Origin of the sequence: Bacillus sp. NP157, assembly GCA_018889975.1 — a bacterium.
GTDB lineage: Bacteria > Pseudomonadota > Gammaproteobacteria > Xanthomonadales > Rhodanobacteraceae > Luteibacter.
In genome coordinates, this window is record CP076546.1 from 3,442,585 (window position 1) to 3,462,021 (window position 19,437).

The 19,437-nt window shown below is 67.9% G+C and carries 14 protein-coding genes; 5 read left to right on the top strand and 9 right to left on the bottom strand.

Annotated features, from left to right (window positions below; all coding sequences use genetic code 11):
* Nucleotides 1–25 precede the first annotated feature (25 nt).
* Entirely contained in the window at nt 26–1,795 is a 1,770-nt protein-coding gene (gene rhlB, locus KPL74_15820) for an ATP-dependent RNA helicase RhlB (GenBank protein QWT19206.1), read from the bottom strand.
* A 421-nt stretch (nt 1,796–2,216) separates the two neighbouring features.
* On the opposite strand from rhlB, the gene trxA reads away from it, so the two are divergent.
* Both trxA and rho read left to right on the top strand, forming a co-directional pair.
* Entirely contained in the window at nt 2,217–2,543 is a 327-nt protein-coding gene (gene trxA, locus KPL74_15825) for a thioredoxin TrxA (protein QWT19207.1), read from the top strand.
* Between the two features lie 700 nt (nt 2,544–3,243).
* Nucleotides 3,244–4,503, top strand: coding sequence for a transcription termination factor Rho (gene rho, locus KPL74_15830; protein QWT22627.1), 1,260 nt, complete (start codon nt 3,244–3,246; stop codon nt 4,501–4,503).
* Between the two features lie 217 nt (nt 4,504–4,720).
* Here the strand turns inward: rho and KPL74_15835 are convergent, their stop codons facing one another.
* The gene (locus KPL74_15835; protein QWT19208.1) at nt 4,721–5,701 is read right to left on the bottom strand and encodes a DUF3800 domain-containing protein; all 981 of its coding nucleotides are present in this window, start codon (nt 5,699–5,701) and stop codon (nt 4,721–4,723) included.
* 55 nt (nt 5,702–5,756) lie between these two features.
* Between KPL74_15835 and KPL74_15840 the strand changes: the two genes are divergently transcribed.
* Nucleotides 5,757–7,127 (top strand): glutamate--cysteine ligase, encoded by a 1,371-nt coding sequence (locus KPL74_15840; GenBank protein ID QWT19209.1) that lies wholly within the window; start codon nt 5,757–5,759, stop codon nt 7,125–7,127.
* A 128-nt stretch (nt 7,128–7,255) separates the two neighbouring features.
* Here the strand turns inward: KPL74_15840 and KPL74_15845 are convergent, their stop codons facing one another.
* Entirely contained in the window at nt 7,256–8,677 is a 1,422-nt protein-coding gene (locus KPL74_15845) for an outer membrane protein transport protein (protein ID QWT19210.1), read from the bottom strand.
* A gap of 229 nt (nt 8,678–8,906) precedes the next feature.
* Between KPL74_15845 and KPL74_15850 the strand changes: the two genes are divergently transcribed.
* On the top strand, nt 8,907–9,209 hold the full coding sequence (locus KPL74_15850; protein ID QWT19211.1) for a YcgL domain-containing protein: 303 nt from the start codon (nt 8,907–8,909) through the stop codon (nt 9,207–9,209).
* A gap of 90 nt (nt 9,210–9,299) precedes the next feature.
* On the top strand, nt 9,300–12,740 hold the full coding sequence (locus KPL74_15855) for an ankyrin repeat domain-containing protein (protein QWT19212.1): 3,441 nt from the start codon (nt 9,300–9,302) through the stop codon (nt 12,738–12,740).
* 3 nt (nt 12,741–12,743) lie between these two features.
* Here KPL74_15855 and KPL74_15860 read toward each other — a convergent pair whose 3' ends face one another.
* The 6 genes from KPL74_15860 to KPL74_15885 form a co-directional block, all read right to left on the bottom strand.
* A complete protein-coding gene (locus tag KPL74_15860; GenBank protein ID QWT19213.1) occupies nt 12,744–14,552 on the bottom strand; it encodes a monovalent cation:proton antiporter-2 (CPA2) family protein in 1,809 nt (602 codons plus the stop codon).
* Nucleotides 14,553–14,626: 74 nt separating this feature from the next.
* Entirely contained in the window at nt 14,627–15,616 is a 990-nt protein-coding gene (gene hemB / locus KPL74_15865; protein QWT19214.1) for a porphobilinogen synthase, read from the bottom strand.
* A 103-nt stretch (nt 15,617–15,719) separates the two neighbouring features.
* Nucleotides 15,720–16,478 carry a heme ABC transporter ATP-binding protein gene (locus KPL74_15870; GenBank protein QWT19215.1) on the bottom strand — a complete coding sequence of 253 codons (759 nt, stop codon included), beginning with the start codon at nt 16,476–16,478 and terminating at the stop codon, nt 15,720–15,722.
* Between the two features lie 8 nt (nt 16,479–16,486).
* Nucleotides 16,487–17,473: an iron ABC transporter permease gene (locus tag KPL74_15875; protein ID QWT22628.1), complete on the bottom strand. Its 987-nt coding sequence runs from the start codon at nt 17,471–17,473 to the stop codon at nt 16,487–16,489.
* A 47-nt stretch (nt 17,474–17,520) separates the two neighbouring features.
* A complete protein-coding gene (locus KPL74_15880) occupies nt 17,521–18,357 on the bottom strand; it encodes an ABC transporter substrate-binding protein (GenBank protein QWT19216.1) in 837 nt (278 codons plus the stop codon).
* On the bottom strand, nt 18,354–19,427 hold the full coding sequence (locus KPL74_15885; GenBank protein ID QWT19217.1) for a hypothetical protein: 1,074 nt from the start codon (nt 19,425–19,427) through the stop codon (nt 18,354–18,356). Before KPL74_15885 ends, KPL74_15880 begins: the two co-directional genes overlap by 4 nt.
* Nucleotides 19,428–19,437: the final 10 nt, after the last annotated feature.

Here is a 19,437-nt window from a genome sequence, read left to right on the forward strand (position 1 = left end):
CGCCAGCGCGCGACCCAGCCAGGCCTCAACGCCCGCTAAAAAGCCGCCCCAACCGACGGAAGAACCCGTCCTTCGGCTTGGAAGGGGTCGCGGCGACGGGCGCCGGCGAACCGGCCGGACGCGCCGCGGCCACGTGGCGCGACGGACGGCGGTTGCCGGTGCCGGTGCCGGTGCCCTCGGCAGCCGCGCGCGGCGCCGCCGAGCTGGCGTTGTCCTGGATAGCCACCGGTGCCGTGCCGTCGGCCGCACCCTCGCGGGCGCCACGGCCACGGCCGCCACGACGGCGACGGCGCTTCTTCGTCGCCGATTCGGCAGCCATCGCCTCGGCCGCCGCCGGCAGCTCGGCGACGGTCTCGGCCACGACGACCGTCTTCACCGGGACCTCGGTCGAGACCGCGTCCGGCTTCTCGGTGCGCGGACGACGCTCACCCGAGCGCTCGCCGGAACGCGACCGCTCGCCGGAGCGCTCCCCCGAACGGGAGCGAGAGCCAGGACCACCCGAACGCGAACCGCCGCGACCACCCTTCTCCGGCGGCGCGCCGCGGGTCGGGATATGGCCACCGGTGTCGTTCGGATCGTCCACTTCATCCTGCACGCCGTCGGCACGCGGGCGCGGAGCCGGCATCACCAGCATGCGCGCGTCGATCGACGCCGCCGGGATCTTCTGGTTGATGTAGGTCTCGATGTCCGGCAGGCCCATGGCGTACAGGTCGCAGGCGAAGCTGATCGCGTCGCCCTCGGCGCCCAGGCGCGCGGTGCGGCCGATGCGGTGCACGTAGTCTTCCGCGTCCTGCGGCAGGTCGTAGTTGAAGACGTGGCTGACGGCCGGGATGTGCAGGCCGCGCGCGGCGACGTCGGTCGCCACCAGCAGGTCGATCTGGCCCTCCTGGAAGCGCTGCAGCAGCTTCTGGCGCTTCACCTGCGGCACGTCGCCGGAGATGGCGCCGACCCGGAAGTTGTGGCGCTTCAGGCGATCGGTGATGCGCTCGGCCGCGGCCTTGGTGTTCACGAAGATGATGCTGCGCTCGGCCTTGCTCTCTTCCAGCAGGTTGAGCAGCAGAGGCATCTTCTCTTCCTTGGACGGGAAGTAGACGACCTGGCGGACGCGGTCGGCCGTGACGTTCTCGGTCTCGACCACGAGCTTCTCGGCTTCGTGCATGTGCTCGTAGGCCAGCTCGAGCACGCGATGGCTCAGGGTGGCCGAGAACAGCAGCACCTGGCGCTTCTCGCGCGACGGCAGGCGGCGGAAGATGAAGCGGACGTCCTTGATGAAGCCAAGGTCGAACATGCGGTCGGCTTCGTCGATGACCATGACTTCGACGCTGCCGAAGCCGAACACGTCCTGCTTGTAGTAGTCGAGCAGGCGGCCGGGGGTGGCGATGATGATGTCGCAACCGTCACGCAGCTGCTGGCGCTGCTTGTCGTAGTCGACGCCGCCATAGATCAGGGCGCTACGCAGGCCGGTGGCCTTGCCGATGGTCTGGAAATCCTTCTCGATCTGGATCGCCAGCTCGCGGGTGGGCGCGATGATCAGCGCGCGCGGATCGGAATCCTTGCGGCTGGGGTCGGCCGGGTTCTTCAGCAGGCGGTCCATCAGGGCCACGAGGAAGGCGAAGGTCTTGCCGGTGCCGGTCTGGGCCTGGCCGGCGACGTCGCGCCCGGTCAGGGCGACCGGCAGGGTCAGCGCCTGGATCGGCGTGCAGCGGGTGATGCCGGCCGTGGCAAGGCCCTGGTGCAGCAGCGGATGGAGGTCGAGGTTTTCGTAGAAGACGTCGGTTAGTACGGTCTGGGACATGGATGGGCCTGGAAGCTTGCGCCGCGGATACGCGGCGCCGTCCCTGCGGCAAGGAATGCACCACGGGACGGGTGGTTGATCCGGCCGGCGCCACGGGAGGGTCGGGGGCCGCCGGATGTCAGCCCGGTGGCATGTCGACGCGCCCGGCGCACGGTGGCCGGAGGCGGAGGGCCGGACCGACGGTTCCCGCTGGCATAGCTGAACCGGCTGCGTGAACCGGTTTACCTATGTCAACGGAAACCATCCGTCGGCACCTTGAATCGCTTGAATCGCGCCCCTAGTTGGGTTGGAATGAGGGCCAACGGCTGCAATGGCCAAGACCTTCGGTTCCGGTTGGACCCGCGACATGGGGCTCCTAAGTGTAGCCGATGCCAGCGTCACGGTCGTCAACCCCCTTCAACCCCTCATTCTGGAGACCACGGTGAGCGACAAGATCACCCATACCAGCGACGCTGCCTTTTCCAAGGACGTCCTCGAATCCGACACCCCCGTCCTGCTCGACTTCTGGGCGGAATGGTGCGGCCCATGCAAGGCGATCGCCCCGTCGCTTGACCAGCTCGCCACTGAGTACGGCGACAAGATCAAGATCGTGAAGATCAACATCGACGACAACCAGCAGACCCCGCGCCAGTTCGGCGTGCGCGGCATCCCCACCCTGATGGTGTTCAAGGACGGCAAGGTTGCCGCCACCCAGATCGGTGCCGTGAGCAAGGGCCAGCTGGCCCAGATGATCGATAAGGCCATCTAAGGCCCGTTCCATCCTCGAGCCACCGCGTGGGGCGCTTTACCTTGCGCCTCACGCGATGCTAGGCTCTAGGCGTTCGCCCCGGGACACCCCGCTGTCCCCCATGCCGCGAACCCTCTCCCTTTTTTCTTCCAACGGCGCCCCGTGAGGTTTGCCCGTGTCCGATATCGAAACGAAAGATTCCAACGACGCCAAGGGCGCCGGCGACCAGCCTGCGACCGAGCCGCGTCCGCGTTCGCGCCGCAAGGCGCCCGCCGCCGGTGCCCCCGCGGTCGAGTCCAGCGCCCCGGCGCCGGCTCCTGCGCCGGCCCCCGCGCCGTCGCCCGCTCCCACTCCTGCTCCAGCCCCACAGGCCGAGATGCAGCTCAACAACAACCCGCCGCCATCCGCCGAGGCCCGCCAGCCGCAGGAGGCCCGCGAAGGTGGGCAGCCGTCGCAGGGCCAGGCCCCGCAGGGCGGCGGCCAGGGCAACAACCCGCAGGGCGGTGGCAACGGTGACCGTCGCGAGCGCGAAGGCCGTGGCCGTCGCCGCCGCAATGACCGTAACGACCGCAACGACCGTGGCCCGCAGCGCCCGGGTGGCGGCGGCAACAACGGCAACGGCGGCGGCAATGGTGGTGGCAACTACCAGCAGCGCAATAACAACAATGGTTACCCGGTCGACGACGACGAGAATGCCGATGCCGGCAGCAACGATCGCCTGATCAACCTGACCGAGCTCAAGCGCAAGAACTCGATCCAGCTCCTGGAGTTCGCCGAGTCGCTGGGCGTCCGCGAGGGCGTCGCCCGCCAGCGCAAGCAGGACGTGGTCTTCAACATCCTCAAGGCACATGCCCGCTCCGGCGGCGGCATCTGGGCCGAGGGCGTGCTGGAAATCCTGCAGGACGGCTTCGGCTTCCTCCGCTCGGCGGACGAGTCCTACCTCGCCGGCCCGGACGACATCTACGTGTCGCCCAGCCAGATCCGCCGCTTCAACCTGCGCACCGGCGACTACATCACCGGACGCGTGCGCCACCCGAAGGAAGGCGAGCGTTACTTCGCCATGCTCAAGGTGGACGACATCAACGGCGATCCGCCGGAGGCGTCGAAGAACAAGCTGCTGTTCGAAAACCTTACGCCGCTGTTCCCGCGCAAGGCTTTCAAGCTCGAGCGTGGCAACGGGTCCACCGAGGACATCACCGGTCGCATCCTCGACCTGGTGGCGCCGATCGGCCGTGGCCAGCGCGGCCTCATCGTCTCCCAGCCCAAGTCGGGTAAGACGATGATGCTGCAGAACATCGCCCAGGCCATCCAGTACAACCACCCCGACGTCCACCTGATCATGCTGCTGATCGACGAGCGTCCGGAAGAAGTGACTGAAATCGCCCGCACGGTCCGCGCCGAGGTCATCAGCTCGACGTTCGACGAGCCGGCCGTGCGCCACGTGCAGGTCGCCGAGATGGTGATCGAGCGCGCCAAGCGCCTGGTCGAGCACAAGCGCGACGTGGTGATCCTGCTCGACTCGATCACCCGCCTCGCCCGTGCCTACAACACCGTGGTGCCCAGCTCCGGCAAGGTCCTCACCGGTGGTGTCGACGCCAACGCCCTGCAGCGCCCGAAGCGCTTCTTCGGTGCGGCGCGCAACGTCGAGGAAGGCGGCAGCCTGACCATCATCGCCACGGCGCTGACGGACACCGGCTCCAAGATGGACGAGGTGATCTACGAGGAGTTCAAGGGCACCGGCAACATGGAAGTGCACCTGTCCCGCCGCATCTCGGAGAAGCGCGTCTACCCGGCCATCGACATCAATCGTTCCGGCACCCGCCGCGAAGACCTGCTGATCGACCCGGACATGCTCGCCAAGATCTGGATCCTGCGCAAACTGCTCCACCCGATGGATGAACTGGCCGCGATGGAGTTCATGCTCGACAAGATGAAGAACACCAAGTCGAACGACGAGTTCTTCAACTCGATGAAGCGCTAAGCGGAGCCTCGGCGGCTCTGCCACGCCATCGACAGCCTTTAGCGGCACCTGCTTGAACTTTCGATCAGGTGCCGCTACTGTGCCGATCAAGTGGACTGGGAGAACCCGGTCGGCGTCATGGCCTCGGTGAGATCACCGGGGCTTTTCGCTTTCTGGAGCCGGAAAAACCTTGTGGCCCCAGCCCTCAAAGTCGACGCCGACCTTCTGGCGACCTCCTTTACAGAAGAACTTTCGTCGAAGGACGTCGAACGCCCGGTTCTGGCGCATAGGATGCAACGTTGCCAGGCCGATGGGCCTCGCTACAAGATCCGCCAACTGTAGCCCCCGACGAATTCGTCTTCTTGTCAGCGAACGTGATGACAAACGGAAGCTGCCTTCCCCATCGATTCGCGCCGGCGCAAATGCGACGAAACTCAAGCTCGAGGTCGCGGTCCTCTTTCTTTCCCCGACACTCGACAACAACGTGAGTGGACAGTCCCTCTTGCCGTTTCTCCTGAAGGAACTCGGCAAGTGTCTCGAGGCAGAACCCAAGGGCGATATGGTACGGATTGCCTCCCAGGAGCTCTGGCTGTTCCAATCTCGCTTTATCGATCACACAGCTAATGAGGATGAAGTTGCTTTCCTCGATGATGCCAGTGAGCTCAGTGACGAAGCCCTCTTTCTGTTTGCGATCTGCGAAGCGGAAGCTGCCCTTCTCCTTCCTGATTTCGTTCTCGTGCAAAACCAGGATGTCGTGGCCGAAGTGCCGGAACTTCAGGCGCTCTATGGCCGGGACGACGCGCTCCGCATAGTGCCCCTTGTGGAAAACGCAAAACGCCAGAACGAAGACGGGATAATTGGGATCCACCGTCTCAAGGCCATGATCGCCGCTTTCATCAACGTAGACGATGAAGTTGCTGAACTTTGCCGGTCCCGGTGCCTGCTTCATCGGCGTCTCCATCGCCCCGCCTATCGGCTGTTCCATGGGCTGCACGTACTGCTCGCCCGAATCGTCGGGCGCGTTGCCCTCAAGCCATGCATTCCGTGGTGTCATCATCCCTCGCATGTCCTCTGGTAACGCCATCATCCGGGTGCCGATGAAAGTATAAAGAGGATCAAGGACGAGCCCAGAGGTTAGCTCCCGTAATGCCACCTCCCCAGCCGCCAACACGACCTGATACCCTCCGCCGCGGGCATGGCACCTTTTCCCGGGCGGCATGCGCCCCCATCTGGGGCAGCTAACGGCCCCGCCGAATCATTGCCAAGGAAGTTCCGTGTCCATTCCCAGCGCCGCCAAGAGCACGCCCATCGGTGATCGCGATGACCTCGTCGCCTACCTCGCCGAGGGCGAAAAGCCGCGGGAACGCTGGCGGATCGGCACCGAGCACGAGAAGTTCGGCTTCTACACCGATGACCTCACCCCGCCGCCGTTCACCGGTGAGCGTCCGGGTATCCGCGCCATCCTCGAAGGCCTTGCCGGGCGCTATGGCTGGGACATCGCCCGCGAAGGCGAAACGCCAGTGGCCCTCACCAAGGGCATGGCCAACATCACGCTGGAGCCGGCCGGCCAGCTGGAGCTCTCCGGTGCGCCACTGGAATCGATCCACCAGACCTGCGACGAAGTCAGCACCCACCTGCAGGAAGTGCGCTCGGTGGCTGACGAATTTGGCATCGGCTTCCTCGGCATGGGCTTCCAGCCGAAGTGGCGCCGTGACCAGATGCCGTGGATGCCGAAGGGTCGCTACAAGATCATGCGCGAGTACATGCCCAAGGTCGGCTCGCTCGGCCTGGACATGATGACGCGCACCTGCACCGTGCAGGTGAACCTCGACTACGCGACCGAAGCCGACATGGTGAAGAAATTCCGTGTCGCGCTGGCCCTGCAGCCGATCGCCACCGCGCTGTTCGCCAACTCGCCGTTCACCGAAGGCAAGCCGAACGGCTTCAAGTCGTTCCGTTCGCAGGTGTGGACCGACACCGATGCGGACCGCACGGGCATGCTCGACTTCGTCTTCGAAGAGGGCTTTGGCTACGAGCGTTACGTCGACTACATCCTCGGCGTGCCGATGTACTTCAGCTATCGCGACAGCAAGTACATCGACCTGTCCGGCCAGGACTTCCGCAGGTTCATGCGCGGCGAGCTCGCTGCGCTGCCGGGCGTGAAGCCCACCATGAAGGACTGGGCCGACCATCTCACCACCGCCTTCCCGGAAGTGCGCCTGAAGCAGTACCTGGAAATGCGCGGCGCGGACGCCAGCCCGTGGAACCAGCTCTGCGCACTGCCGGCGTTCTGGGTCGGCCTGCTGTACGACGACGTGGCGCTGGATGCGGCGTGGGACCTGGTGAAGGATTTCAGCAAGGCCGAGCGCCACGCATTGCGCGACGGCGTGCCGAAGCACGCGCTGGACCTCGAGTTCCGCAACCACACCGTGCGCGAACTGTCGCTCGAGGCGCTCAAGATCGCGGACCACGGATTGAAGCGTCGCAACGTGCGCGGCACGCGTGGCGCCGACGAGTCGATCTACCTGGAGCCGCTGCTGGAGATCGCATTGTCGGGCAAGACCCAGGCCGATACGAAGCTGGAGCAGTTCCACGGCAAGTGGAACGGCAGCGTCGATCCCGTGTTCACGGAATACGCCTACTAAAGCCCCCCCACCCCCCTGTAGGAGCGCGCCTGCGCGCGACAATCCCTAGGGCGAGACTCCCAACAGGCAAAAAAAAACCTCCCCATCACCGGGGAGGTTTTTTTATCAGTGCCTGTTCGCCGAAGCGATCAGAACTGGTACTTGGCCGACAGGCTGAGCAGGTTGCCCTTGTCGTCGTTCTCGCCGACGAGGGTGTCACCGGTCGCGCTGGCGACGCCGTTCATGTGCGCCTTGTTCACGAAGATGTGGGCGTAGCCGGCGTTGATCTCGAACTTGTCCGACACCTTGTAGCCCATGCCGAAGGCAAGCCACTTGCGGGTCGAATCCGGCACGCGCGGGGAGCGGGTGTCGGCGTAGGTCGGGGTCGTGTCGATCGCGATACCGCCACGCACGGTCAGCTTGTCGTTGACGTAGTACTCGCCACCGACCGATGCGAACCAGGTGTTACGCCACTCATAAGCTTCCGAGGTCGGCGGCTGGTTCGGGTTGGCGTAGGTCACCGTGAGGTTCTTGAACGAATCCCACTTGGTCCACGACAGGTCCATGCCCAGGCCGAACTTCTCTTCCTGGTGCCAGTAGCTCGCGGTGGCCACGGCCGGCGTTTCGAAACCGGCGTTGCCGTCGGTGTGCGTGAACGGCGGCTGGCCCTGGAACAGGCTGGAGATGGCCGGGTTTGACAGCAGCGCGCTGACGTTGGCCGGCACGGTGAAGTTACCAGTGCCTTCCAGGTGGTGCTTGATCGAGCTGCGGTAGTTCAGCGCGAAGCGATCCTGCGCGGTGAGCTTCCACAGGGCGCCCAGCTGCCAGCCGTAGGCCCAGTCGTCGCCCTTGATCTTGGCGACGCCGTCGGTGCCGGCCGGCACCAGCGCGTTGATCGTGCGGATGAAGGTCGGGGCAGCGGCGGCCGGGATCGCGCCAGCGGCGACGCCCTGCTGCAGCACGCCGAGGGCGGCGCTGTTGTAGTTGATGGCGCTGGTCAGCTCGGCGGTCGTCTTCTGCGCGATGAAGCTGGCGCCGAGGGCGAAGTCGTCGGTGACGTCGAACGAGGCCGACAGCGTGGCGTCATACGAGCGGAAATCGGACTTGATGGCGTTGTAGCGGCCCTTCCAGTCGGAGTCGTATTCGGTCTTGAAGCCGAACGGCGCGGTCAGGCCGAGGCCGATGTGCACGCGGTCGCTGACCTTGGTCGCGAAGTACAGGGCCGGGACCGGGATGGTGGTGCCGGCGTCGCCGCCGTTGCCACCCGAGATCGGACGACCCTGGGCATCCGTGGAGGTGCCATGGAACTTGGTGCTGAAGTTGATGCCGGTGACGTCGGCCTGGAAGGTGTTGCCTTCCAGCATCGACATGGCGGCCGGGTTGTTCACGATCACCGAGGCATCGTCACCCGCGGCAGCCGAGCCGGCGAAAGCGCGGCCGAGTGCCTTGGCGCTGTTTTCCTTCAGCTGGAACGCACTGGCGTGCGCGGCCTGCGGAGCCACGATCGCGCCAGCAATGGCCAGCGAGAGGGCCGCGAAGGCCAGCGGGCGGGTTTGGAATTTCATCTGCATGCGGAGCGGCTCCTGCTTATTGTTCTGACGAGGTCTTGCGAGGCGGAAAACGTAAAAGTTAGCCGTTTTCATACGCGCGTTTAACATTCTGGGGTGGAACTCTGGCCGACTTGACGAAGATTTTGCAAGTGCAGGTGCAACAAACCTGAAACAGCCCACAAAATTGCGCCTGCGGGACGGCGGTGGATTTGCTAGATTGGACAGCCGAGCCGCCGCGAGACCTGCCGTCATGCACTGCTTCGTCTACGCCAGCCTGCGCAAGCCCGATACCTACGTCTGGCTCGCCCAACGGGACGCCTTCGACCGGCTTCCCGAACCGCTCGTGCTCCTCCTGGGCGAGCTCCGCTTCGTGCTTGAGGTGCAGCTCACGGCGAACCGCAAGCTGCCGCAGGAGGACACCGAGAAAGTCCTCGCGAACCTCAACGAACTGGGGTGGCACCTGCAGGCGCCTTCGAACGAGACGCTGAGCGTCTGCAACCAGCCGAACCACCACCAGGAAATCGACCCCGACACGATCCTCGTCCGGGCCTGACCTGGCCGGGACCGTGCATGCGCGGGATGTGCATCCGGGGTTAACGCCGCGTTACCGCGCAGGGCGGAAACGCTCCGTATACTCCTGCGCATGGCCAATCCCAAACGTCGACGACCGCCGCTGATCAAGGCGCTGCCCTGGTTCCTGCCCGCCCTTGCCGCTGTTGCGTGCGCCGGCCTTAGCGCCTCGCCCCTCGCGCTTATTCCGCTCCTGCTGGCCAACGCCCTGGCCATGGCCGCGGTGTGCCACGCCATCGGCTTCGACCCGGAGTCGAGCTACCTGCGCACGGCCCTGCGCCGTGGCTCGTCGTACGTGGTGATGTTCACGGCGTATACGTTCGTGGTGTTCGTGCTGGTGGCGTGGCCCCTGCTGAAGCTGACCCAGGCACCGAGCCTGGGCGCCGCGCTGTTGCTGGCCGCGACCCTGGTCGTCGCACTGGGCGCGCTGTGGCGCGTCTGGCCGGCGTTCGGCCTGGTCTACCTCTGGGACGATGCCTACCCGGAAGAAAGCGGCAACGGCTCCTGGATATTCACCGCCGTCGCCCGGTCGATCAGTTTTGGTCGCCACCTGTCGGCCGAAGAACGCTTCTTCACCCATTTCGTGCCGGCCGCGCTTGGCCTGCTCGTACTGGCGTTCTGCGCGGTCGCCCTGTCGGGCCTGTATGGCGTGTTCCCGGCCGAGATGCGCATCGCAGCGCTCGCCGTCTACGGTGTCGTCCTGCTGCCAGCCTGCTCGTTGCTGATCGCCAACCGCACCCTGCGCGCCCTGCTGTGCGACCGTCGCGGCCATATCCGCACCGCTCGCGCCGACACCCGGCGCGAACCCGCGGTCGTCTCCGATGCCCACGTGGTGCCTGCGCCGACGCCGATTCCCGAACTCTCCACCGAAGAGCGCCAGCCGGAGATCCGCGACGGCGCCTTGCTGGCGGCCATCCGCGCGGGTGACGTCGCGCGGGCCGTCGCCCTGGTCGAAGCGGGTGCGAACCCGAATACCGAGGCCGAGGCGGGCGATCGCGACCAGCGCCCGGTGCTGACCCTTGCCGCGTTGAGCCCGGATACCCGGCTGCTGCGCGCGCTGATTGCACGCGGCGCCCAGGTCGACCGCCCCCACCACGGCGTCACGGCCCTGCTCGCCGCCTCGCGGGATAGCTGGCATGGCCGTCCGGATGCGGTGATGACCCTGCTGGCCAATGGCGCCAGCGCGGCGATGACCGATGCCGAAGGCAACACGGCCCTGCACGGTGCCGTGCTCAGCGCCGAGCCCACCGTCGCCGCGATGCTGCTGGATGCCGGCGCGACGGTCGACGCGGTGAACGCGGCCGGCGAAACACCGCTGGCCATCGCGTGCCGCGCCGCCAACTGGGCGCTGGCGCGCTTCCTCCTCGAACACGGCGCCAAGCCGGCGCCGGTGGGGGCCGAGCCTGCCCTGGTCGCGGCCGCCAGCATCCCGGACGACGATACCGAGGGCGTGAAGGTCCTGCTCCGCCACAAGGCACCCGTGAACGGCGCCGACGAGCGCGGCCGCACGGCCCTGCTCGCGGCCGCCGCCGAAGGCCACGAGCAGATCGCGCGCGTCCTGCTGCAAGCGCATGCGAACCCGAACCTCGCCGATCGGCACGGCACCACGGCGTTGATGGAAGCCGCCCGCTCGGGCGCGACCGGCATCGTACAGCTGCTTGCCGAAGGCAACGCCGACGCCAAGCCGCGTGACAGCCATGGGCGCGACGCGCTTACGCTGGCCAGTCAGTCGCCACGCGCCCAGCCGGCGACGGTGCGCGCACTGCTCGCCATGGGGGCGCAGCCGAAGGAAGCCGGTGCGGACGGACGCAGCGCGCTGGATCACGCCGCTGCCGGTGGCCGCTGGGATTTCGTTGCGCTGCTCGATCCGGAAACACCGTTGCCGACCTCGTTGAGCGAGTCGGTGCTGCCCGAGGCGGGCGCCGATTCCCCGCTGCACCTGCATGATGCGCTGCGCTTCGGCCACTGGGCCGTCGCATCGACCTTTTCAGCCCGGGTGCGCCAGTGGCCGACCAGCGAACTGGCGTCGCTGTACGTCGACCTCGCCGGCCCCGGCTTCGACGCCGCGCGAGCGTGGCTGTTCGACCACGGCCTCCCCGCGGAAGCGCGGCTCGCGGCGCCCGCCGACGAAGCCGACACCGCCCTGGGCCGCCGCCTTTTCGACACCCTGCTGCCGCAGCTGCCGCAATCGGCCGACGCCGTGCTGCAACTCATGCGCGCAGGCGCGTCGCCGGCCGGTGCGGGCCTGCTCGGACAGGCCATCTGCCGTCTGGACGGCAACGACGAGCGCGTCGCCCTCGCGATGCTGGAGGCCGGTGCCGACCCGTTCGGCGCCGATGTCCGCGGGCGCACGCCGGTGCACATGGCCGCTGCCAGCGGTGCCGCGCGACTGCTGGGCGCCCTGCTGGCACGCGGCGTCGATCCCAACGCGCGCGATGCCGGCGGTCGCACGCCGCTGCATGCCGCGCTGGAACACGACGGCGACGCCCTGCCGCTGGTCCGCCTGCTCGTCGCGCACGGCGCGGATCCGGAAGCCGCGGACGTCAACGGCGAGACGCCTTATGGCCTGGGCATCGGCCATGGCGGCGTCGAGCGCTGGTTGAGCTGGCCGCAGTGGCCGCTGCCGCTGCGACCGCTGCGCGCATCCGACCTCCCCTCCGCCGCCTCCGCCGGTGACGCGGCCGCCGTCGACCGCTTGCTCGAGCTTGGCTTCAACGTCGACACGCGCGACGCCCAGGGCGCGACCGCGCTCCTCCGTGCCGCGGGCGCGGGCCAGGCCGAGATGGTCGAGCACCTGATCAACGCCGGCGCCGATCCGGCCGCCAGCGCCACGTCCGGGGTCACCCCAATGGCCGCCGCGGTGAACGCCCGCCGCGACGCGGTCGTGGAACGCCTGCTCGCCCGTGGCGTGGCCGTCGACCAGCGCCTCCCCGGTGACACCACGGCGTTGATGATCGCTGCCGCGCTTGGTTATCCCGAGATCGTCGAACGCCTGCTTGGTGCCGGCGCCGATGCAAGCGCCGAGGATGCGCATGGCCACACGCCGCTGCATGCCGCCGCGCAGTACTGCTTCGGCAGCAGCGACAGCCTGCGCGCACGCCGCCTGCTCGACAGCCTGATCGGCAAGGGCGCCGACGTGAACAAGGCGGACAAGGACGGCGCCACGCCATTGCTGCTGTTGCTCGGTTCGCACATGCGCCCGGGCAGCCAGGCCGATGCGACCCATCTCGGCGCGCTGGTCCCCGTGCTGCTCGACGCCGGCGCGAAGATGGATCACGCGGACCATCGCGGGGTGAGCGCACTGCACGCCTGCGCGATGCATGCGCTGCTGCCGCCTGCGCGCGTGTTGCTCAGCCGCGGCATGAACCGGCAGGCGGCCGATGCGTTCGGCCGCACCGCGGGCGACGTCGCACGGCACCTCGGCTACGTCGACATCGCGCACGAACTGGGCGTCCGCGCCCAGGCGATCCCGAGCGTGCGTCAGACCTTGCGCCAGCCAGCCCAGCCGGACTAAACGCTACTTTTCCTCGGCGCGCTCGCGCTCTTCGGTCGCGTCGGCTTCGAACAGCTTCTGCAGGTCGTCGAGCGCGTCCTTCGCGCTCTGCACGAGGGCGGCATCGTCGTCATACACCAGGTACTGCGAGCGCAGTACCTGCTCGTCCAGCTTGCGGAAGCGCGCGATCCGCGCCTCGACGACTTCCGGCGCCATGTCCAGCGCCTCGAGCACGTGCCGGGTCATCATCAGGCTGGAATAGAACGTCTCGCGCACGGGGTCTTCCACGCCGATGTCCATCAGCCGGAACACGTGCTGGCGGTTACGCGCGCGGGCGACGATCTTCAGGTGCGGGAACTGCCGGCGTACCAGGCGCGCCGTGCGCAGGTTCGCTTCCGGATCGTCCGTGGCCAGCACGAACACCTGCGCCTTGTCGGCCTGTGCCGCGCGCAGCATTTCCGGACGACCCGGGTCGCCGAAGAACAACGACGTGCCGCCGAAGCGACGCGAGGTTTCCACCTGCTCCACCGAGCTTTCCAGGGCGACGAACTGGATGCCCTGCGCGCGAAGCACGCGAGCCACGATCTGACCCATGCGGCCAAAGCCCGCGATGATCACCCGCGGCGCGTCGGTCTCGATCTGGTCGAATTCGCGCACCGGCTTCTTCACCTGCTCGTGGACGAGGCGCGCGGCGAGCAGGACCAGCAACGGGGTCAACGCCATCGACAGGGAGATGGTCATCACCATCAGGTTGCGCTGCGAGTCGGTGATGATGTGTTGCTGCTGGGCCAGGTTGAGCACCACGAAGGCGAATTCACCGCCGCTGGCGAGCACCGCGGCAAGCCGTATCGAATCCGCGCGACTGAGCGTGCCCACGAAGCGCCCCAGCGGCACGATCAGTGCGGCCTTCACCGCCAGCAGGAGCGCGATCAGGCCGAGCACCACGAGCGGCTGCGCCACGAGCAGGCGCAGGTCGACCGACATGCCCACGCTGATGAAGAACAGGCCAAGCAGCAAACCCTTGAACGGTTCGATGTTGGATTCGAGTTCGTGCCGGTATTCCGAGTCGGCGAGCAGGAGGCCGGCCAGGAACGCGCCCAGCGTGCTGGAAATGCCGGCCAGTTCCATCAGCCATGCGGTGCCCATCACCACGAGCAAGGCGGTGGCGGTCGACACTTCCGCGCTCTTCGCACGCGCCACGAAACGGAAGACGTGGCGCAGCACCAGCCGGCCACCGATGATCACGCCGAGGATCGCGCCGACGACGCGGGCCACGCTCATCAGGTCCGGTGCGTGCGCATCGCGCGCCAGCGCACCGCCAAGCAGCGGCACCGCCGCGATCAGCGGGATCGCGGCGAGGTCCTGGAACAGCAGGATGGCGAAGGCCTGGCGCCCGTACGCCGAGCCGGCTTCCTTGCGTTCGGCGAGGATCTGCAAGCCGAAGGCCGTGGACGACAGGGCAAGGCTGCCACCGACGATGACGGCGGCCTTCCAGGTCAGCCCGAACAGGTAGTAGCCCATGGCGCCCAGCGCCAGTGCGCAGGCGACCACTTGCAGGCTGCCGCTGCCGAAGACCGCGCGCCGCATCACCCACAGGCGCGATGGCGACAATTCGAGGCCGATGACGAAGAGCATCAGCACCACGCCGAAATCGGAGATGGTGGCGACGCCCTCGGTGTCGTTGACCAGGCCGAGCAGCGACGGGCCGATGACCACGCCCGCCAGCAGGAAGCCGAGCACCGCGCCAAGGCGGAAGCGCTTCGTCAGGGGGACGGCGATGACCGTCGCCAGCAGGAAGACGACAGCCGTCTCGAGAAAGTGATGTCCGTCCATCCTGCAACTCCCGGCAAACCAGCCGGGATTATGTCACGCGCCCGCTTGCGCGGTTTGCACGAATCGCCTGTGCGTCAGCCCTTGAGCCAGCGCGCGACGTCCAGTGCGAAGTAGGTGAGGATCGCGTCGGCGCCGGCGCGCTTCATCGCCACGAGCGACTCCAGCACAACGGCCTTCTCGTCCAGCCAGCCATTCTGCGCGGCGGCCTTGATCATCGCGTACTCGCCGCTGACCTGGTAGACGAAGGTCGGCGCGCCGAAGGTCTCTTTCACCCGGCGGACGATGTCGAGGTAGGGCAGGCCCGGCTTCACCATCACCACGTCGGCGCCTTCGGCCAGGTCCAGCTCGACTTCGCGCAGGGCTTCGTCGCTGTTGCCAACGTCCATCTGGTAGGTGTGCTTGTTGCCTTTGCCAAGGTTGGCCGCCGAGCCCACCGCGTCGCGGAACGGGCCATAGAAGCTGGACGCGTACTTCGCCGAGTAGGCGAGGATGCGCGTGTGGATATGGCCTTCGGCTTCCAGCGCGTCGCGAATGGCACCGATGCGGCCGTCCATCATGTCCGACGGGGCGATGAAGTCCATGCCGGCGTCGGCCTGGGCGAGCGACATCTTGATGAGGGCTTCGACGGTGGGCTCGTTCATCACGTAGCCCTCGTCGTCGATCAGGCCGTCCTGGCCGTGCGTGGTGTACGGATCGAGCGCCACGTCGCCGATCAGCCCCAGCTCGGGGAACTGCTTCTTCAGCGCACGGGTGGCACGCTGGAACAGGGCATCGGGATTCCAGGCCTCGCGGGCGTCTTCGGTCTTCACCGACGTGCCCACCGAAGGGAACAGCGCCAGCGCCGGGATACCGAGTGCGACGCATTCGCCACCGAGCTTCAGCAGTTCGTCGATCGACAGGCGCTCCACGCCCGGCATCGAGGGCACCGGCTCACGCACGCCTTCGCCATCGACGACGAAGGCGACCATGATCAGGTCGGCGGCGGTGAGCACCGTTTCGCGCATGAGTGCGCGGGAGAAGGCGTCGCGACGCATGCGGCGCATGCGAACGGCAGGAAAGGTCATGGGACGTGCCTGTGCGGATGGCGATCCCGCCATTTTACGCCCCGGCCGGGCCGCGGCGGGGCGTCAGGTCGTCGCAGCCCGCCGGGCCGGGCCCGGGCGTGGGTCAGGCCGCATCGATGCCGAACGAGCGGCCCAGCGGAATCCCATAGATTTCCGAGAGTAAGGCCGTGTCGAGGGCCTCGGCGGGTGGCCCGTGGCGGAGCAGCGCACCCGCCGCCAGGACGGCCACTTCGTCGGCATAGCGCGCGGCCAGGTTGAGGTCGTGCAAGACCGCGACCACGCCGAAGCCTGCCTCGGCGCAGGCCCGCGCCCGGCGCAGGATGAAATGCTGGTGGGCGATGTCGAGGCCAGCCTCGGGCTCGTCCAGCAACAGCCACGCACCCGTGCGGCCGCCGTCCCAGACCTGGGCCAGCACGCGGGCCAGCTGGACGCGCTGCTGTTCACCGCCGGACAGCGCCGTGTAGCGACGGTCGCGCAACGTCCATGCATGCGCCGCGCGCAGCGCGGCGGCGACAATCGCGTCATCGCGGTCGCCACCCCCGGGATGCGGGCTACGGCCGAGCAGGACCACTTCGCGCGCGGTGAAACCGAAACCCAGGTCGACCCGCTGCGAGAGCATCGCGCGACGCCGGGCGAGTGCACGGGGGTCCCACGCTGGCAAGGGCATGCCATCGAGTTCGGCGTGGCCAGCCACCGGCGCGACCCGGCCGGCCAGGCAACCGAGCAGCGTGCTTTTGCCGGCCCCGTTCGGGCCTACCAACACCAGTAGCCGGCCGCGGGTGGCGGTCAGCGACACATCGCGCAGGATGGCACGCCCTTGCCGAACCACGGAGATATCCGCGGCACGAAGCTGTCCGTCCATGGCCGCGCTCACGATGCCTGCTCCCCAATCCGCCGGCTCAACAGCAACCAGAGGAAGAAGGGCCCACCCACCAGTGCCGTCAGCACGCCGATGGGCAGCTCGCCCGGCGCGACGACGGTCCTGGCCAGTGCATCCGCCGCCACCAAAAGGATCGCACCGCCCAGCGCGGACGCAGGCAGGAGGAAGCGATGGTCGGGGCCGAAACCCATGCGCAGCACGTGCGGCACCACCAGCCCGACGAAACCGATCACCCCGGTGAACGCCACCGATGCGCCGACGGAGAGCGCGACGAGGCCGACCAGCAGCGGCTGCAGGCGCTCGGGGCGAAAGCCGAGCAGCGCCGCTTCGCCATCGCCCAGCAGCAACGCATTCAACGCCGCCGCGGCGCGTGGCAGGCACAGCAGCGGAAGCATGATCCACGGCGCGACGATCGCCAGCCGCGACCAGCTCGCGCCGCCCAGGCTGCCGAGCGACCAGAAGGTCAGGTCGCGCAACTGGTTTTCGTTGGCGAGGTAAGTCATCAGGCCCACGCCGGCCATGGCGATGGCGTTGATCGCGACGCCGGCGAGCAGCAGGCTGGCAACGCCGGGGCGACGACGGCCGATCAGGAAGACCAGGGTCGTCGCCACGAGGCCGCCGACGAACGCGCAAAGCGCCACCCGCCACGAGCCGGACTGGCCGCCGAGGACGATCGCCGCGACGGCACCAACGGCCGCCCCCGCCGACACGCCGATGAGCCCCGGATCCGCCAGCGGATTGCGGAACAGCCCCTGCATCGTCGTGCCGCCAGCCGCCAGCGCCGATCCGACCATCACGGCGAGCAGCAGGCGAGGCAGGCGCAGGGAGAGCACCACGTTGTCGTCGCCGCGCAGGGCGTCGCCGGATAGCCAGCGCCACAGGGCACCGGCGATATCGGCGGACGTGATCGCCATGGCTCCGCGGGTCAGGCTCCACGTGGCCGTGGCGAGCAGCAGCAACGCCAGCGCGCCGAGCATCGCCCGGCGCCCGGCGCGTCGCCGCGTCAGCGGCGCGGCGACGCTGTTCACGGACGTGACCAGCTGGCTTGCAACGCCGCGGCTTTTTCGGCCGTGCGCGGGCCGAAGCCGAGCAGCGCCTGGCCTTCGACGAAGTAGATCCGCTTCGCCTTGCCCGCGGGCGTGTCGGCCACGCCCGGCATCTTCAGCACGCCGTCGATCCCACCCACCGCGTCCTCGCGCTCTTTCATCAGGAGGATGGCGTCCGGCTTCATGGCGACCAGTGCCTCGGGCGACACCGCCTTGTAGCCCGGCACGCCGGCGGCCACGTTGATGCCACCGGCCAGGGCGATCGCGCGATCGGCGGCGGTGTCGTTCCCCGCCGCCATCGGACTGCCCTCGCCCGTCGACATCAGGAACACCGCACGCGGATGCGTCGGCATCACCGCCACGGCCTTTGCCAGCGCGGCGAAACGGCTTGCCACGTCGTCGGCCAGCTTGCTGGCTTCGTTTGCATGGCCAGTGAGTTCGCCGATGCGACGGATCTTCACTTCGATGTCCGCCGGCGAGCGCGAGACCGGCAAGGTTTCGATCCGCACGCCGGCACTCCGGATCTGCTCGATCGCGGTGGCCGGCCCGGCATCGTGCGTCGCCAGGATCAGGTCCGGCCGGAGTGCCAGCACGCCTTCCGCACTGAGCTGGCGGACATAGCCGACGTCGGGCAGCGCGTGCGCCGCGTCGGGGTACGTGCTGGTGCTGTCGACGCCGGCGAGCTGTGCCTGCGCATGGATGGCATAGATCGTCTCGGTGACGTCGCCGCCGAGCGACACGATGCGCGTCGCCGCGTGCGACAGGCCCGACGACGCGACCAGCGCCAGCGCGAGAACCACGTGCCGCGCCGTCATGCCGCCATCCCCACCGTGGAAAGCAACGCACGCCAGTCGTCACGCTCGGGGATCCCCGGCTTGCGCTTGCCGAAGAGCTGCACGATCTGGGTCCCATCCGCGGCATAGAGCTCGAGCGACGTGACCATGCCTTCGGGCACGGGCTTGCGCACGATCCAGCTGCTCGCGATGGCATCCGTGCGCAGGTGCAGGTTGAAGCCGGGATCCATCACGTTGATCCACGGGCCCGCCATGACCACCTTTTCCACGGGCCCGGTGTGGATCTGCACGACACCGGGTGAGCCGACGAACACCATCAGTGGCTCGCCACCCGCGGCCGCGCCTTCGAGCACCGTGCGGATCGCGTCGTCGTTCACCCGCGTGGCGAACTCGTCGCCGACGAGGCGCAGTGCCTGGGTCCGGGTGACATCGTGCTTCTTCAGCATCGCGAAGAAGTCATGCGGGTCACGCAGGGCACGCCAGTGATCGCGTAGCGAGGCGAGGTCCACGGCGGCGTCGGCGAGGCGCTCGGGCAACGGCTCGTCGACGGGGGCGATGTCGATCAGCGGCGACTGCACGGCCGCGGTGTAACGATGCAGCAGCGCACGCCATCCCGCGCGGTCGGTGTCGTCGGTGGCATACACCTTGTGCACCGCCTTGCCGTCGCCGTCGAAGAACTGCAGGCTTTCCAGCTCGCGGCCGCGCGAGCTTTCGCGCACGGCGAAGCCATATCGCCAGTGCTTCAGGAACAGGCGCAGGTCGATGTCTTCGGCCAGGACGATGCCCATCGCCCCGCCGATGTCGATCTGGTCGTACTGTCCCTTCTTCTCGTGCACGCAGTATTCGTTGCGGGTCAGTGCCATCACGCGGCCGAGCGAAGGCAGGTCGCGGATCAGCCGGGGCAACTCGCCTTCCAGCCGGGTTACGCCGTCACCCACGCGGCTGGCGACAAGGGCGCCCTCGCTGACGCCAAGCCGCTGGGCGGCGTCGCGGGCACGCAGGCCCGGTTCGCTCTCGCGCAGCTGTCGATAGCCGTTTAGCAGCGCAGGGATGTCGATGCGCGGCGCAGTAGCGGTTTGCATGTCCTGCATGGCGTCTTCT